At 67.6% G+C, this 15,811-nt stretch carries 13 protein-coding genes; 8 read left to right on the top strand and 5 right to left on the bottom strand.

Annotation, left to right across the window (positions count from 1 at the left end):
• Positions 1-169 precede the first annotated feature (169 nt).
• Positions 170-1,873 (top strand): DEAD/DEAH box helicase, encoded by a 1,704-nt coding sequence (locus tag PYV55_RS01660; protein ID WP_275848671.1) that lies wholly within the window; start codon positions 170-172, stop codon positions 1,871-1,873.
• 247 nt (positions 1,874-2,120) lie between these two features.
• On the opposite strand, the gene PYV55_RS01655 is transcribed toward PYV55_RS01660, so the two are convergent.
• A complete protein-coding gene (locus tag PYV55_RS01655; RefSeq protein WP_275848668.1) occupies positions 2,121-3,062 on the bottom strand; it encodes an alpha/beta fold hydrolase in 942 nt (313 codons plus the stop codon).
• A 96-nt stretch (positions 3,063-3,158) separates the two neighbouring features.
• Between PYV55_RS01655 and PYV55_RS01650 the strand changes: the two genes are divergently transcribed.
• Complete coding sequence (locus PYV55_RS01650) at positions 3,159-5,060, top strand: M14 family metallopeptidase (RefSeq protein ID WP_275848667.1); 1,902 nt, start codon at positions 3,159-3,161, stop codon at positions 5,058-5,060.
• 29 nt (positions 5,061-5,089) lie between these two features.
• Complete coding sequence (locus PYV55_RS01645) at positions 5,090-5,779, top strand: CBS domain-containing protein (protein ID WP_275848665.1); 690 nt, start codon at positions 5,090-5,092, stop codon at positions 5,777-5,779.
• Positions 5,780-6,157: 378 nt separating this feature from the next.
• On the opposite strand, the gene ispH is transcribed toward PYV55_RS01645, so the two are convergent.
• Positions 6,158-7,105, bottom strand: coding sequence for a 4-hydroxy-3-methylbut-2-enyl diphosphate reductase (gene ispH, locus PYV55_RS01640; RefSeq protein ID WP_275848663.1), 948 nt, complete (start codon positions 7,103-7,105; stop codon positions 6,158-6,160).
• A complete protein-coding gene (locus PYV55_RS01635) occupies positions 7,105-7,578 on the bottom strand; it encodes an FKBP-type peptidyl-prolyl cis-trans isomerase (RefSeq protein WP_114483683.1) in 474 nt (157 codons plus the stop codon). The genes ispH and PYV55_RS01635 overlap by 1 nt, the downstream gene beginning before the upstream one ends.
• Before the next feature lie 60 nt (positions 7,579-7,638).
• Here PYV55_RS01635 and radC point away from each other — a divergent pair, with 60 nt between their 5' ends.
• Both radC and PYV55_RS01625 read left to right on the top strand, forming a co-directional pair.
• Positions 7,639-8,352 carry a RadC family protein gene (radC, locus tag PYV55_RS01630; protein WP_275848658.1) on the top strand — a complete coding sequence of 238 codons (714 nt, stop codon included), beginning with the start codon at positions 7,639-7,641 and terminating at the stop codon, positions 8,350-8,352.
• 10 nt (positions 8,353-8,362) lie between these two features.
• Positions 8,363-9,049, top strand: coding sequence for a Smr/MutS family protein (locus tag PYV55_RS01625; RefSeq protein ID WP_275848656.1), 687 nt, complete (start codon positions 8,363-8,365; stop codon positions 9,047-9,049).
• A 218-nt stretch (positions 9,050-9,267) separates the two neighbouring features.
• Here the strand turns inward: PYV55_RS01625 and PYV55_RS01620 are convergent, their stop codons facing one another.
• Positions 9,268-10,167: a LysR family transcriptional regulator gene (locus PYV55_RS01620; RefSeq protein ID WP_275848653.1), complete on the bottom strand. Its 900-nt coding sequence runs from the start codon at positions 10,165-10,167 to the stop codon at positions 9,268-9,270.
• A 78-nt stretch (positions 10,168-10,245) separates the two neighbouring features.
• Here PYV55_RS01620 and PYV55_RS01615 point away from each other — a divergent pair, with 78 nt between their 5' ends.
• Positions 10,246-11,424 carry a YeiH family protein gene (locus tag PYV55_RS01615; RefSeq protein ID WP_345803581.1) on the top strand — a complete coding sequence of 393 codons (1,179 nt, stop codon included), beginning with the start codon at positions 10,246-10,248 and terminating at the stop codon, positions 11,422-11,424.
• Between the two features lie 235 nt (positions 11,425-11,659).
• Here the strand turns inward: PYV55_RS01615 and PYV55_RS01610 are convergent, their stop codons facing one another.
• Positions 11,660-13,738, bottom strand: coding sequence for a bifunctional 2',3'-cyclic-nucleotide 2'-phosphodiesterase/3'-nucleotidase (locus PYV55_RS01610; protein WP_275848651.1), 2,079 nt, complete (start codon positions 13,736-13,738; stop codon positions 11,660-11,662).
• Between the two features lie 410 nt (positions 13,739-14,148).
• On the opposite strand from PYV55_RS01610, the gene lysA reads away from it, so the two are divergent.
• A complete protein-coding gene (gene lysA, locus PYV55_RS01605; protein WP_275848649.1) occupies positions 14,149-15,468 on the top strand; it encodes a diaminopimelate decarboxylase in 1,320 nt (439 codons plus the stop codon).
• 115 nt (positions 15,469-15,583) lie between these two features.
• The coding region (locus tag PYV55_RS01600; protein ID WP_275848647.1) for a helix-turn-helix domain-containing protein at positions 15,584-15,811 on the top strand (228 nt) is incomplete at its 3' end.

Genomic DNA, 15,811 nt, shown 5'->3' with positions numbered 1-15,811 from the left:
TGCATGCGACAATATGCCCCTTTGCAGGCTCCAGTACCCTGCAAATTTCTCCCCATCTGAGGGCGAATTTCTCTCCATAAACCCCGCCGGTCTGCAACTGGCGCGATCGCAAATCAAGGCTTTCGCGGCGCACCGGCACCCAGCGCCCAGGACGGGCGCAGATCAATCCATGCAATTTGAAGAACTCCAGCTGGCTCCGGCCATCCTGCAGGCCGTGCGCGAGCAAGGCTACGAAACCCCCACCCCCATCCAGGCGCAGGCCATTCCCGCCGTGCTCGCAGGCCATGATCTGCTCGCCGGCGCGCAAACGGGCACCGGCAAAACGGCCGCTTTCACGCTGCCCATGCTGCACCGCCTCGCGCAAGAGCCTGCTGCCAAAGGCAAATCCGGCGCCAAGGCCATACGCGCACTGGTGCTCACGCCCACGCGCGAGCTCGCCGCGCAGGTCGAGGAATCCGTGCGCACCTATGGCAAACACCTCGACCTCAAGTCCACCGTGATATTCGGCGGCGTGGGCATGAACCCGCAGATCGAGCGCCTGCAGCGCGGTGTCGATATTCTGGTCGCCACGCCCGGGCGCCTGCTCGATCTGCAGGAGCAGGGCTTTCTGGACCTCTCGCAGGTGCAGGTGCTGGTGCTCGACGAGGCCGATCGCATGCTCGACATGGGCTTCATCCATGACGTGAAAAAAGTGCTCGCGCTGCTGCCCAAGCACAAGCAGAGCCTGCTGTTTTCCGCCACCTTCAGCGACGAAATCCGCGAGCTTGCGAACGGCCTGCTGCGCGAGCCGCAGCACATCCAGGTCACGCCGCGCAACACCACGGTGCAGCGCATCACGCAGGTGATCCATCCCGTGGGCCGCGCGAAGAAAAAGCAGGCGCTGCTGCACATCATCGAACAGCACCAGTGGAGCCAGGTGCTGGTGTTCACGCGCACCAAGTTCGGCGCCAACCACGTGGCCGACTTTCTCAACCAGCACGGCGTCAAGGCCATGGCGCTGCACGGCAACAAGAGCCAGAGTGCGCGCACCCAGGCGCTTGCGGACTTCAAGAGCGGTGCACTGCGCGCGCTCGTGGCCACCGACATTGCCGCACGCGGCATTGACATCGACGAGCTGCCGCACGTCGTCAACTACGACATCCCCAACGTGCCCGAAGACTACGTGCACCGCATCGGTCGCACGGGCCGCGCAGGCGCGAGCGGCGAGGCCGTGAGCCTGGTGTGCCTCGACGAAGAAGGCTTCATGATGGAGATCGAGCGCTTCACGCGCCAGGAAATCCCCGTGCAGGTGCTCGAGGGCCTGGGGCCAGAGCCCGGCGAAAAGGCCGAACCGATCGCCATGGGCCGCCAGACCCTCTGGGGCGGCGCGGGCAAACCGCCGAGCCGCGAAGTGATGCAGGCAGCCGCCAAGGCTGCGCGCAGCGAGATGATGGATCGCATGCGCAGCAACAAGGGAACCAAGGGCACGCAGCGCGGCGGACAAACCGGCACAGCCCAGGACGACGGCGGCCAGGCACAGCCGCGCCCGAGGAACGCCAAGCCGCAAGGCAGCGGCCAGGGGCCCAACCAGCGCCCGCGCGCCGAGCAAAGGCCTGCGAACGGCAACCGCGGCCCGGCACGCCCGCGCCAGGACGGCGGCCCGCGCCAAGGTGGTGGTCCACGCAATGACGACTTCCAACCCCGCAGCGATGACGCGCACCTGGGCACGCAAATGGGGCACAGCCTGCGCCCCGCGGGCGCGGGCAAAGGCTCAGGCCAACCCGACCCCATGCGCACCAGCGTGGATACCATGGCGCGGCGCGAAGGCCGCGGCGGCGGTGCGCGCGGCGGCAAACCGCGCGGCCAAGGCATGCGCGGGTTTTCGGGGCGCTGAAAATTTCCTGATGAAATTGGCATCTAGTGTAGTGTTCGACGCTATATGCGACATAAAACCACGTCTTTTCGGCCCGGGCCGCGTTGCAAATCCTCGCGATACCACCCGGTATCGCTGCGGTTTGCGCCTTGCCCAGACCAAAAATCCATCGGTTTTATTTATCGCATCAAGCATCAAACACTACACTAGCCCTTTATTGACAAGCGCTAGTAGCTATCAAAAACAAAGCACCCCGCTTCTACTGCGTTCACAGACCGGCGACGAAGCGATCCACGGCCTGGGCGAGTGCGGCGGGATTGTCGGTATAGACCATGTGCTCGCAGTCGGGGATCACGGCCAGCTCGCCGCGCGGCAGCGTCTGGGCCAGGCGCTCGGCGGCGTCCTGCAGCAAAAACCAGCTCTGCGCCCCGCGCGCGACCAGCGTCGGCACCGCGACGCTGCGCAGCGTTTCAAGGTCTGGCATGCCGGGCATGAAACGCTCGTCCAAACCGCCCATGGGGTGGCGCGGGTCGAACTTGAGCTGGTACATGCCATCTTCGCGCTGCATGAGTTCATGCAGCGCGTTGCGCCGCATGTGCTCCTCGCTGCGCTTCATGCGCGGGGCCTGGCGGCGCACGTACTCGTCCACGCTTTCATAGAGCCGTACGGCCTCGTGGACTTCTTTTTTCGGCTCCCAGCCAGGGTAGACCACTTCGGGCCCCACATCGACGAGCACCGCGCCGCGCAGCAGCGCGGGCGTGTGCACCAACAGGCGCATCAGCAGCATGCCGCCCACCGAATGCCCGACCACCACGGGGCGCTCGAGCTGCAGTTGGGCAATGATCTGGCGCACGTCCTCGGCCATGGTGTTGTGCGCGGCATGCGCATCGCGTGGCCATTCGCTGTCGCCATGGCCGCGCATGTCCACCGCGATGAGCCGGTATTGGTGCGCGAGCAAGGCGCAAAAAGGCCCCCAGGTGCGCCCCGTGACCGCACCGCCGTGCAGCAGCACCAGCGCCGGACGATCCGGCGTGTCGGCACCCCAATCGGTCATGTGCAGGCGCAGCCCCTGCACCAGCAGGTTGCGCGAGACGCAGGCAAACGGCGGTTGCGGCGTGCCGCCGAGGTCGGACGCGGTGCGCAGCGCGTCGGTGAAATATGCGGTGCCGGTGATGTCCAGCGGCGCGCAAGTTTGGGCGAATTCGGTCAAATACATAATGCGGCCGAATATAACGACTGCGACATGCCACCGCCTACCGCCATGCACCCATGCCCTGCACCGCCCGCACGACAGCCCCGGCGCCCTATGCCCCGGCTTTCTGAGTTCTCTGCACGCCGCGCACGGGCTTGGCTCGCGCGCGGTGCCCTCCTCTTGCTGGCCGCATGCAGCAGCACGCCTTTGCCGCCGTGGCCAGAGCCGTCCTCTCAGAGTGGCAAAGCGCCCACAGCCGGCGCGCCGAAGTCTCCCGCAGCCAGCGCCAACGCACGCAGCAAGTCCGCGCCCGCGCCGCTGGGCCAAACCAGCGCGAGCCAGGTGCGCGTAACGCCCGTGCCGCCTTCCTCGCTCGAAGTGAACGCGCAGGCGCAAGCCGCCGCTTCTGAGACCCCCGCCCTGCCCTACGGCAACGCGGTCGCAGCCTGGTTCCCCGACCCGGGCACGCGCTACGACACGCCGGGACTCGCGCCCGCACGGCAGAGCTTTACCAGCAATGCCGAACTCGCCATTTGGCTGCAAAAGCTCGCCGCAGCGCCGCCGCATGGCCCTACGCGCAGCAAGCTGCTGGACCTGGGCCTGTCGCAACAGGGCGAGCCCCTGCTGGGCCTGCTGCTCACGCAAGCCAAGGACACGGACATTGCCAGCCTGGACGCGAGCGGCCGCCCCACGGTGCTCCTGCTCGCGCAGCAGCGCGGCGACGAGCCCGCGGGCGCCGAGGCTTTGCTGGTGGTGGCGCGCGAACTCGCGCAAGGTCTGCTCGAGCCGCTGCTCGCGCGCATCCACGTGATCGTCGTGCCGCGCGCCAACCCCGACGGGGCAGCGCTGGGCCAGCCAGGCACCGCGCAGGGCACGGACCTGGAGCGCGACCACCTGAGCCTGACCACCCCCGAGGCGCAGGCGCTCGCACGCCTGGTGCGCGACTACCGGCCACTGCTCGTGCTCGACGCGCGCGAGTACCCCGCTCTGGCATTGCAGCAAAAGCTGGACGGCATTGCACGTTACGACGCGCTGCTGAGCTACACCACCACGGCCAACTACCCGCCCTTTCTCACCAAAGCGGCGCAGCAGTGGTACTACGAGCCGATCACGAAGGCCCTGCAGGCGCAGGGCCTCACGAGCGCCTGGTATTACGAGCCTGCCGCGCAACCCCAAGACCGCGGCATCCGCACGGGCAGCACGCTGCCCGACGAAGGGCGCAACGTGCAAGGGCTGAAAAATGCCGTGAGCTTGCAGGTGGCCGCGCGCGGCAGCGACCTCGGGCGCGCACACCTGCAGCGGCGTGTGCACACGCTCGTGACGGCCGTCAACAGCGCCTTGCAAAGCACGGCCGAACGCAACGCCGAGCTCGAACAGGTGCGCTCGTTCGTGCTGCGCGAAACGCGCGCGCAAAGCTGCCGCGGTGAACTCGTGCTGATGGCGGCGCCCACGCCTGCGCAGCAGGCGCTGGTGCTGCTCGATCCACGCAGCGGCGCCGAAAAAAAACTCAGCGTCGATGCCCCCTCGGCGCTCGCGCTGCGCCCGCTGCAAAAGCGTGCGCGACCTTGCGGTTACTGGCTCGCGGCGAGCGCCGAGCGCGCCGTCGAACGCCTGCGCCTGCTCGGCGCCGAAGTGCTGCGCGTGGCCGAGCCGGGCACGCTGCTGGCCGAAACCTATGCGCCGGAACTGTCCGCCGGAAATGATGCAGCCCCCGCTGCACCCGACAAAAACGGCGCCACGGCCGCAGCGGCCGCAGCGGCCGCAACGACCGACCTGGCCGGCCAGCCTGGCACAGGCACCGTGCCGCCCCCCGCGGTGCGCCTGCGCCGCAGCGTGATCGACGCGCCCCTGGGCAGCTACTATGTCCCGCTCAACCAATCGCTCGCGCCGCTCATCAGCGCCGCGCTCGAACCCGACACACCCTTCAGCTACTTCAGCCAGCGGCTCGTGCCCGATCTTGCCGCAGTTGCGCGCGCCGCGGCTGCACCCGAGCTGGTGTTCGACGACAGCGATTGAGACCCGCGGCAGCAACACAGGAGAGGTCGATGGCCGACACCTTCTTCGTCTTCGGCCCCATGGGGCAAATCTACCGCGGCGGCGCAGAAAGGCTCAGCGAGGTGCTGCCCGTGCAGCCGGTGCAACGTCCGCAGGCCGTGCGCCGCGCCGATGGCGTGCCGCCACATGCCGCACCCGCGCCCAAGCCCATACCTGCAGCCACTGCGCCCCCGCGCTGGCAAGAGGCCGTGCGTGCCTACGTGCAGACCGAACAACCCGCCCCGGCAGAGCGCCGCCCGCTCACGCAGGTGCGCGACGTGATGACGCCGCACGCAATCAGCGTGCACCCCGACGAGCGCGCCAACGATGCCTGGCAGATGCTGGCCGAGCGCCAGGTGGCGCAGGCGCCCGTGGTCGATGCGCAGGGCCGCGTCGTGGGCCTGCTGCTGCGCGCCGACCTCGCGCCCGAAAAACTGCTGCCCGCTGCGGACGACGTGCAAAAGGCGATCGCACTCGCGCGCCGGCCCGTCAGCGAGGTGATGGTGAGCCCCGTGCCCACGGCGTCCGCCGACACCTCGCTGCGCCGCGTGGCCCAGGTGCTTTTGCAGACTGGCCTGCCGGGCCTGCCCGTGACCGACGCGCAGGGTACGCTGCAGGGCTTCATCTCGCGCACCGACATCCTGCGCGCCGTCGCCGCCGACCCGCCGCTGGACCTGTGGGTCGGGCCTACGCCGGCCTGAAGCCATCCCGGAAGCTGCAATATCAATAGCTGCTTGCGCTGATGAATTCTTGGCAAAACGCTGATTTGGCCAAAATTTTCTGCAGCAACTGGCCTGCCCTGTCTGGACTTACGCACACAAGGATGCAGCGAGGTGTTTTGCCATGGGGCGAACGCCTTGCCTCACCCCGATTTGCCTAAGTCGTGCCTGTATTTAACCCAGATTGTCCATTAGGCGGCGCTTCGCGCCTACGCGGGCGCTGGCGGACGTCTGACGGTCATTTTGACCGCAGCTTCGTCGTTCATGGCACCGGCCATGCACTCCTCAGCCGCGACCAAACTGCCTCGCCAGCCGCCTCGCTATCATCCCGCGTCCTAATGGACAATCTGGGTTTAAGCGCTATGCCGCCTCGCCCAGGCGCAAGCCCTTGGGCAGCGGAAATTTCACCGTCTCCTGCACGCCCTCCATGCGCCGCACCGCGGTCGCGCCCAGCGCCTTGATGCGCTCGAGCACCTGCTGCACCAGCACTTCGGGCGCCGAGGCGCCGGCCGTGAGGCCCACGCGCGCCGCACCCTCGAACCACGCGCTTTGCAGCTCGGCCGCGCTGTCCACCATGTACGCGGGCGTGCCCAGCTTGGCCGCGAGCTCGCGCAGGCGGTTGCTGTTCGAACTCGTGGGGCTGCCCACGACGATCAGCACATCGACCTGCGGGCTCAGCAGCTTGACGGCATCCTGGCGGTTTTGCGTGGCATAGCAAATGTCCTGCTGCTTGGGCTCGCGCACCTGCGGGAAACGCGCGCGCACCGCGGCGAGGATGTGCGCCGCGTCATCCACGCTCAAAGTGGTCTGCGTGACCACGGCAAGCTTGGCGGTCTGCGCGGGCTGCACGCGCGCGACGTCGTCCACGTCTTCGATCAGGTGAATGCCGTGGTCGAGCTGGCCCATGGTGCCCTCGACCTCGGGGTGGCCCTTGTGGCCGATCATGAGGAATTCGTAGCCTTCCTGCGCGAGCTTGGCCACCTCGACGTGCACCTTGCTCACGAGCGGGCAGGTGGCGTCGAAAACCTGAAAGCCGCGCGCCCGGGCCTCCTGCTGCACGGCGCGGCTCACGCCATGCGCGCTGAACACCAACGTGGCGCCCGGCGGCACTTCGGCCAGGTCTTCGATGAACACCGCGCCGCGCGCCTTGAGGTCATTGACCACGTAGGTGTTGTGCACGATTTCGTGGCGCACGTAGATCGGTGCGCCGAACTTGCGCAGCGCACGCTCGACGATCTCGATCGCGCGATCGACGCCCGCACAAAAGCCGCGCGGCTCGGCCAGCACCACTTCCTGCAGCGGCAGCATCACAGCACCCCGATCACGTGCACCTCGAAGGTCACGGGCTGGCCGGCCAGCGGGTGGTTGAAGTCGAACAGCACCGCGCCGTCGTCGCGCACCTGCAGCACCACGCCGGCGTAGCTGCCCTGCGCGTCGGGCGTGGGAAACTGCACCACCTCCCCCACGGCGTAGGACTCATCAGGGTCGCCGAGCGCGTCGAGCAGCTTGCGCGCCACCCATTGCTGCATCTCGGCCTTGCGCTCGCCGAAAGCCTCGCCCGCGGGCAGCTCGAACGTGGCGCGCGCGCCTTCGTGCAGGCCCAGCAGGCGCTGCTCCACGGCGGGCGAGAGCTCGCCCGCGCCGAGCGAGAGCGTGGCCGGCTGGCCGCCAAAGGTGTTGATCACATCGCCCGCCGGGCCGGCAAGGCGGTAGTGCAGCGTGAGGAAGGAGCCCGGCTGCACGGTCGGAAGGCTGGAATCAAGGCTGGCGCTGGAGGTCATGGAAGTCCCGGTAAACTGGCCTGCATTGTAAAAACACATTCTTCCAGCCCCACTCCCGCCATGGCGATCAAAGACCTGCCCTTCGACGCCCAACCGCGCGAAAAGCTGCTCGCGCGCGGCCCGGCTGCGCTCGCCGACGCCGAGCTGCTCGCGATCCTGCTGCGCACCGGCATCCAGGGCAAAAACGTGCTGCAGCTCGCGCAAGAGCTGCTCGACGCACCGCGCCGCGACGGCGCCTCGGGCAAGCTCACGGGCGGCTTTGGCGGCATTGCGGGGCTGTTGCACACCACCCCGCGCGAGCTCGAACGCATCAAGGGCTTGGGGCCGGCCAAGCGCGCCGAGCTCGTCGCCGTGCTCGAACTCGCGCGCCGTGCGCTCGCCCAAGAGCTGCGCGAGCGCCCCGTGTTCGACACGCCCGACGGCGTCAAACACTACCTGCAGCTGCACCTTGCGGCCAAGGGGCACGAAGTCTTTGCCATGCTGTTTCTCGACAGCCAGCAGCGCCTGCTCGCGCTCGAAGAGCTGTTTCGCGGCACGCTCTCCCAGACCAGCGTCTATCCGCGTGAAGTGGTGCTGCGCGCGCTGCACCACCAGGCCGCCGCCGTGGTGTTCGCGCACAACCACCCAAGCGGCAAGGTCCAGCCGAGCCGCGCCGACGAGGCCCTGACGCAGACGCTCAGGGCCGCGCTCGCGCTCATCGACGTGCGCGTGCTCGACCACGTGATCGTCGCGCCGGGGCAGAGCTTTTCGATGGCCCAGGAAGGGCTGCTGTGAGGGGGCTGCCGTGAGCCGCGCATGCTTCGTCGCGCACACGCTGCAAGACCTGGGGCCACTGCGCAAACGCCTCGCGCAAGAGCACGCCCGCGCCGAGGCCCAGGAACAAGCACGCCGCGCCGCTGCGGCCCAGGCGCGCGCCGCGCAGCAGGAATTCGCGCGCGCCGTGGGGCCGGTGACGCCGCTGCGCGCGCACGGCACCGTGCTGCTGCGCCCCGAGCCGCCCGCGCCGCTCGCGCTGCAGCACCAGCGCGACGAGCGCCGCGTACTGCACGAGGCGCTGAGCGACGACTTCGACGTGGCTTCGCTGCTCGACACCGACGAAACGCTGAGCTTTCGCCGCCCCGGCATAGGCCCCGAGGTCACGCGCCGCCTGCGCCAGGGCGTCTGGACGCTGCAGGCCGAGCTCGACCTGCACGGCCTGCGCACCGAAGAGGCGCGCGCCGCGCTCGGCCAGTTTCTGCGCACGGCCTTGCAGCGCGGCGTGCGCTGCGTGCGCATCGTGCACGGCAAGGGGCTGGGCTCGCCGGGCAAGAGCCCCGTGCTCAAGGGCCGCGTGCACAGCTGGCTGGTGCAAAAAAACGAGGTGCTGGCCTTCGTGCAGGCGCGCGCCGACGAGGGCGGCGCGGGCGCGCTCGTGGTGCTGCTGCGCGCACAACGCCAGCGCAGGCGGGATGGCGCCGAGAATTTTGAATAAAAAGTGCCTCTATCCTAGTGCAGTGTTCGACGCTATCTGCGACATAAAACCGCGTCTTTTCGGCCCGGGCCGCGTTGCAAATCCTCGCGATACCACCCGGTATCGCTGCGGTTTGCGCCTTGCCCAGACCAAAAATCCATCGGTTTTATTTGTCGCATCAAGTATCAAACACTGCACTAGATATAGCAAGTGCTAGCAGCTATATCTTTGGTAGCTTTTCAGTTCCCAGCGGGGGAAACGCCTGGCCCCAGCGCAGGCGCCAGCGCCAAAAACGCCTGCATGCCGCGCGTGACCGGGCGGTCGCGGTGGCGCACCAGGCACAGCTGGCGCACCAGCGGCGGCAGGCCGGTCAGCACCTCGACCACGGCGCCGCTCGCGAGAAAGTCCTGCACCGCGCTGCGCGAAAGGCAGCTCAAACCCAACCCCGCGGCCACGGCGCGCTTGATGGCTTCGGAGTTGCCCAGCTCCATGTCGGCGCGCACGCTGCCCAGGTGCGTGAGCAGCCAGCGCTCGACCTCCTCGCGCGTACCACTGCCGGGCTCGCGCAACAGCCAGGGCGCAGCGGCCAGTTGCGCGCGCGTGGGCTGCTGCGCCAGCGCATGGCCGGGCGCGGCGATCACCACCAGCTCGTCGGCGTGCCAGCGTTCGACGTGCAGATGCGAGTCGCTGCACACCCCTTCGATGAGGCCAAAATCCACCTCCATGGCCGCGACGGCCGCAACCACTTCGCGCGTGTTGCCCACGGTGAGCTGCACGGGTGCGCCGGGGTGAACCTGCCGGTAAGCGGCCAGTTGCGCCGGCAGCAGGTAGTTGGCGATGGTGGTGCTGGCACCCAGGTTCAGCACGGGGCCGCCTTCGTCCCACAGCGCCTGCACCTCCTGCGCCTGGTCGAGCAAGGCCCGCGCGCGCGGCAGCAACTGGCGCCCGTTGTCGTTGAGCACGAGCCGGCGCCCACGCCGGTCGAACAGCGGCCGGCCCAGCGCCGATTCCAGCCGCGCCAGCGCCTGACTTGCGGCCGACTGCGTCAGGGCGACGGCCTCGGCAGCGCGGTGCACGTGGTCGTGCTGCGCAATCGCGCAAAACACTTCCAGCTCGCGCAGGGAAAAGCGCAGGGGCATGGTTGATCGATTTTTCTCATCAAAGAAAAAAGAATTATCCGTTTTACTTCTTGAATTCGAGGGCGCAGCATCGCGCCCATGCCTGAACCTACTCGCCACGAGCATCTTCCTGCCTCGGCATCCTCCCCCTCCTCCACCCGGATGCACACGCTGCGTCAGCGCGCCCCTGGCCTGGCGCTCACGTTCGCGCTGGCCTTGGCTGCCGCCTGGCTGGCCCAACAACCCTGGGTGGCGCGCTGGGGCCTGTCGGCGCTGACACTGGCGATCGTCGGGGGCATCGTGCTGGGCAACACGGTTTACCCGACTTTGCAAGGGCCTTGCGGTACGGGCGTGGACTACGCCAAGCAGCGGCTGCTGCGCCTGGGCATCATCCTGTTCGGCCTGCGCATCACGCTGCAGCAGATCGTGCAGGTGGGCTGGGCGGGCGTGCTGATCGACGTGGTCATGCTCAGCAGCACCTTTGGCCTGGCAGTGTTTGCGGGCCGCTGGCTGCGCATCGACGGGCAGACGGCCATCCTGATCGGCGCCGGCAGTTCGATCTGTGGCGCCGCCGCCGTGCTGGCCACCGAACCGGTGCTTCAGGCGCGCGGCGACAAGGTGGCCGTGGCGGTGGCCACGGTGATGGTGTTCGGCACGCTGGGCATGTTCGGCTATCCGCTGCTGCACCCGTGGCTGGCTTCGCTGGGCGTGAGCGACACGGCCTACGGCGTGTACGTGGGCTCCACCGTGCACGAGGTGGCGCAGGTGGTGGGCGCAGGCCGCGCCGTGAGCGAATGGGCAGCCGGTCAGGCGGTGATCACAAAAATGATCCGCGTGATGCTGCTGGCGCCTTTTCTGCTGACGCTGTCGTTTGCCGTGGCACGCCGCGGCGTGCGTGCCGGCGCCCATGCGCCCACGGCCGCGCCGGCAGCCGCGGCGCCGACAGTTGCGCCGATGGCCGCCCCCATCACAGCAACGGGGCCGGCGGCCGATGCAAGCGCCCGCAGCCGCATCGTGATCCCGTGGTTTGCGCTGGGCTTTGTGCTGGTGGCGCTGCTCAACTCGCTGCCGCTGCTGCCGGCAGCACCCAAGTCGGCGCTGCTCGCGCTGGACAACTTGCTGCTGGCCATGGCCATGGGCGCGCTGGGCCTGAGCACGCACGCCAGCGCCATCCGCCGCGCCGGCAGCCGCCCACTGGCACTGGCCGCGCTGCTGTTCGTTTGGCTGGTGCTGGGCGGCGGACTGGTCAATGCGCTGCTGGGGCACTGGGGGCGCTGAGCAAAAGGCGCGTGCGCTCAAGCCAGGACCCCATGGGTGAGGCTGCGGCGGGCCAGCAGACGGGAACCGAATGATCCTGCGGAAACAGGTTCTTGACTTACGCAACCAAGGATGCAGCAAAGTTTTTTGTCAGGGGACAAACGCCTTGCCTGACCCCGTTTTGCGTAAGTCGTGAGGTTTTCTGCGCCTTCCTTTTTGCGCAAGTCCTGCAGAAGCCCCTGGCAGCTCTACCGCGTCACTTCGACAGGTCGATGGCGTACTTGGACGTGCCCTTGCCCGAGCCATCGTCGGCCGCGAGCAGGGACACGTTGGCAAGCCCCGCCGCCTGCGCCACCGACAGCGCGTTGGGGCCCGAGCTGAACACCACCGGCCCGGCGGTCGTGACCTTGGTGAAGCGCCAGCTCCTGGCCGCGCCGTTCGCCGCGCGCGTGATGCTCACATTTTTGCGGATGTAGTTGACCACCACGTCACGGTTCGCGTCGGGCGAGGCCCAGATCGTGGCCGAGCCGTCGAGCTTGGGGATGAAGCTCTTGCCGCTGGTCGCGCGGTAATTGTTGGTGGCGATCACGAATTCCTTGGCGGGGTCGATCGGCTGGCCAAGGTAGCGCAGGTTCTGGATGCGGCTGCCCACGGGCTGGGTGACGTCGATCTCGTACTGCACGTCGGCGCTCGTGAACATGTCGAAGTTGTAGCCGGGGAAGCTGCTGATGAGCGGCTGCTCCGCCGTCTTGGCAGGGTCGATCTGGTTGAAGCGCTTGGCCGCGGCCTCGAGCCAGTCCTTGATGTCGGCGCCGTTGACCTTCACGGCATAGACCGTGTTCGGGTACAGGTACAGGTCGGCGGCATTGAAGATGGCCAGCGGCCCTGCGGCAACGTCGGTGTAGTCGGTGGCGCCCTGAAAGCCCGACTTGAACGGCGCGCTCACCGAAAGCACGGGCAGGCTGGCGTATTGCGGCAGGTTAGCCTGGATGTAGCTGGCCACGTAGTCCTGCTGCGCCTGGTTCACGATCTGGATCGCGCCCGGATCGCCCACGTCGGCAAACAGGGTGCTCATGCGGAAGTCGGTGTTGCCTATGGGCGTCTTCACGTAGGTGATGGTCGCCTGGTGCTGCGCCTCGATCAAGGGTGCCACGCTGGGGTCCGGGTCCACATACAGGTTTTTGCCCGCGGCGTCCTTGCCCGTCAGGATGTTGCGCAACTGCGCCTTGCTCGCCGAATTGTTCACGCTCCACTTGCTGCCGTCCCACTGCAGCGCGAGCTGGATCACGCCCAACGCCTTGCCCCAGGAGCTGGCCATGACTGCGGGCACGCCGTTGACGGTGCCGGCCTTGTTGTCCACGCCCGGCTGGGCGTACATGGGCGTGGCCGCCGTGTCGGGGAACACGCCGTGCTGGTGCCCCATCACCATCGCGTCTATGCCCGCCACCTTGGACACGTACAGGCCCGGGTTTTCCATGGTGGGCGAATAGGCTGCGCCGTCGAGCCCGCCGTGCAGCAGCGCCAGCACCACATCGGCCCCCTTGGCGCGCATCTCGGGCACATACTGCGTAGCCGCCTCGACCGCGCCGGTGGTGGACAGCTTGCCGTCGAGGTAGCGCTTGTCCCAGTTCATGATGCCGGGCGGGGCAAAGCCGATCACGCCGATCTTGATGGGGAGCTTGAGCTCCTTGCCGTCGGCGCCGGTGGCCACGAGTGTGCGCTCGATGATGGTGTAGGGCTGCAGCAAGGGCTTTTGCGTCTTGCTGCTGAGCACGTTGGCCAACACTACCGGATAGCCCGGCCCCGCGCACTTCAGGCTGGCATCGACGCCCGCGACGTCGAGCCCGCCGCCCAGCACCTGGTTCAGGTAGGGCAGGCCGTAATTGAATTCGTGGTTCCCCACCGTGCCCGCGTCGTAGCCCAGCGCGCCCATGGCCTTGAACATGGACGACTGCTGGTTGCAGGGGATGGGGCTGACCAGCGCCTCGTAGTCGGCCAGTGCCGTGCCCTGCAGCGTGTCGCCGTTGTCCACCAAAAAGGTGTTGGCAAAGTCCTTGCGCGCCTGGCGCACCAGCGCCGCCGTGCGCTCAAAGCCGAAGGACTTGTCCTCAGCGAGCTTGAAGTAGTCGTAGCTGCGCACATTGAAGTGCAAGTCGGTCGTCTCGAGCACCGCGAGGGTGGCACTCGCGGGTGTGGAAAGCGGCGTCGCAGGCGTAGGCGCCACGACGTCCGAGCCGCCACCGCCACAGGCAGCGAGCACCCCCAGCAAGACCAGCAGCCCGGCACGGGCCGGCTGCAGCGCGAAAGACACGGATAAAGAAGGACGTTCCAGCATGGTGAATATCCAAAAGTGAAAGAAGTGCCCGAGTGTCTGGAGCCGGTTTGACAGGGCCGTGAAACGCGCACTGCCGTGCACCCTCGTCCCTTTGGGTGCACCGCAAGAGCGCACAGACTTGTCCCCGCACCGGCTGCACAAATCTGTGGATAAGCCTGAACAAGCCCTGTACGGCGTTTGCAAGCCCTTGATTTTTCAACAAAAACGACGCATTGCCCAAAGTTTCAGCAGGCGGGCACCCGCTTATCCCGAACCCCGCTGGACAAACATGTGGATAAGTTTTGGCTTGTGCTGTATGGCTGCGGCAAGCCCTTGATTTACCGGGCGGCACTGCAGATTGCCTCTTTTTCGTGCACGCGGCGGGGCCGAAAAAAGGCATGATTCAGGGTTTTGGATTTTCGGGAAGTTCCATGTCCACCCCTTTTTCTGCTGCGCAACTCACCGCGCTGGCCGCGCGCTTTGGCACGCCTTTGTGGGTGTATGACGCGGCCACCATCCGCGCACGCATTGCGGCGCTGGCCGCGTTCGAGACCGTGCGCTACGCGCAAAAGGCCTGCTCCAACCTGCACATCCTGCAGCTCATGCGCGCGCAGGGCGTGCGCGTGGATGCGGTCTCGCGCGGCGAGGTGCTGCGCGCGCTCGCAGTCGGCTATACCGCGGGCCATACGGCCGAAAAAGTGCGCGGCGACGCGGCGCGCGCGGCTACGTCCGAAATCGTCTTCACCGCCGACGTGCTCGACCACGCCACGCTCGCATGCGTGGTGGCGCAGGGCGTGCCGGTGAACGCGGGCTCGATCGACATGCTGCACCAGTTGGGCCGCGCCGCGCCCGGGCATCCGGTGTGGCTGCGCATCAACCCCGGCTTCGGCCACGGCCACAGCAACAAGACCAACACCGGCGGCGAGCACAGCAAGCACGGCATCTGGCACGCCGACCTGGGCGCGGCGCTCGCGGCCGTGCGCGCACACGGTCTCGCGCTCGTCGGCCTGCACATGCACATAGGCTCGGGCGTGGACTATGCGCACCTCGCGCAGGTGTGCGGCGCCATGGTCGAACTCGTGCGCGCCACGCACGCCGCGGGGCACGACGTGCACGCGATCTCGGCCGGCGGCGGCCTCTCGACGCCCTACCGCGAGGGCGACGCCGCGGTCGATACGCAGCACTACCACAGCCTGTGGGATGCCGCGCGCCGCGAGGCCGAGGCCATCGTGGGCCACGCGCTTGGGCTCGAGGTCGAGCCCGGCCGCTACCTGGTGGCCGAATCGGGCGTGTTGCTGTGCGAAGTGCGTGCCACCAAGCACGCGGGCAGCACGCATTTCACGCTCGTCGATGCGGGCTTCACCGAACTAGCGCGCCCCGCGATGTACGGCAGCTACCACGCGATGAGCGTGCTGCGCCCGGACGGCAGCACGCCGCCGGGAAGCCGCGCCACGGTGGTCGCGGGGCCGCTGTGCGAGTCGGGCGACGTGTTCACGCAAGGCGAAGGCGGCGTACTGCTGCCGCGCCCGCTGCCGCCCGCGCAGGTCGGCGACCTGCTCGTGATCCACGACACCGGCGCCTATGGCGCAAGCATGTCCTCGAACTACAACACGCGCCCGCTCGCGGCCGAAGTGCTCGTCGATGGCGACCAGGCACGCCTGATCCGCCGCCGCCAGACCGTGGAGGAATTGCTTGCGCTCGAGCAAAACCTGCACGAAAGCACGGCGCTGCCGCGTCTTTCGGCTGCGTGAACCGCACGCGGGGGGCGACGGCGGCCGGCACTAGTGTAGTGTTTTATTCTTAATGTAGCTTAAAATCTGGCTGGGATTCCATCGATCCACGATGATCCCCAAAAGGAGCCAGGCCATGCGGGTAGCCCCCAAAGTTGAATTGACCGAGGAACAACGAGCCCAACTTACAAAGCTCACGCGCTCGGGACGTACCAGCGTCAGACAGGCTCAGCGCGCGAACATCATTTTGCTGGCCTCACAAGGCTGGGACAACAAGGACATAGGGCGGCAAGTGGGTCTTGGGCGGGTGGCGGTGGCCCGCTGGCGTCAGCGGTTTATCGACTTGGGTCTGCCCGGCATCGAG

The sequence above is a fragment of the Extensimonas soli genome (assembly GCF_029211265.1).
Taxonomy (GTDB): Bacteria; Pseudomonadota; Gammaproteobacteria; order Burkholderiales; family Burkholderiaceae_C; genus Extensimonas; species Extensimonas soli.
The sequence above is the reverse complement of the archived record's forward strand: the minus strand, read 5'-3'. Positions and strand labels throughout refer to the sequence as shown.

Excerpts from the sequence above, each read along its gene's own strand:
- PYV55_RS01660 (WP_275848671.1), top strand. The coding sequence starts at position 170 with ATGCAATTTGAAGAACTCCAGCTGGCTCCGGCCATCCTGCAGGCCGTG.
- PYV55_RS01620 (WP_275848653.1), bottom strand. The coding sequence starts at position 10,167 with ATGCCCCTGCGCTTTTCCCTGCGCGAGCTGGAAGTGTTTTGCGCGATT.
- ispH (WP_275848663.1), bottom strand. The coding sequence starts at position 7,105 with ATGCTGCCGCTGCAGGAAGTGGTGCTGGCCGAGCCGCGCGGCTTTTGT.
- radC (WP_275848658.1), top strand. The coding sequence starts at position 7,639 with ATGGCGATCAAAGACCTGCCCTTCGACGCCCAACCGCGCGAAAAGCTG.
- PYV55_RS01615 (WP_345803581.1), top strand. The coding sequence starts at position 10,246 with ATGCCTGAACCTACTCGCCACGAGCATCTTCCTGCCTCGGCATCCTCC.
- lysA (WP_275848649.1), top strand. The coding sequence starts at position 14,149 with ATGTCCACCCCTTTTTCTGCTGCGCAACTCACCGCGCTGGCCGCGCGC.
- PYV55_RS01635 (WP_114483683.1), bottom strand. The coding sequence starts at position 7,578 with ATGACCTCCAGCGCCAGCCTTGATTCCAGCCTTCCGACCGTGCAGCCG.
- PYV55_RS01610 (WP_275848651.1), bottom strand. The coding sequence starts at position 13,738 with ATGCTGGAACGTCCTTCTTTATCCGTGTCTTTCGCGCTGCAGCCGGCC.
- PYV55_RS01650 (WP_275848667.1), top strand. The coding sequence starts at position 3,159 with ATGCCCCGGCTTTCTGAGTTCTCTGCACGCCGCGCACGGGCTTGGCTC.
- PYV55_RS01645 (WP_275848665.1), top strand. The coding sequence starts at position 5,090 with ATGGCCGACACCTTCTTCGTCTTCGGCCCCATGGGGCAAATCTACCGC.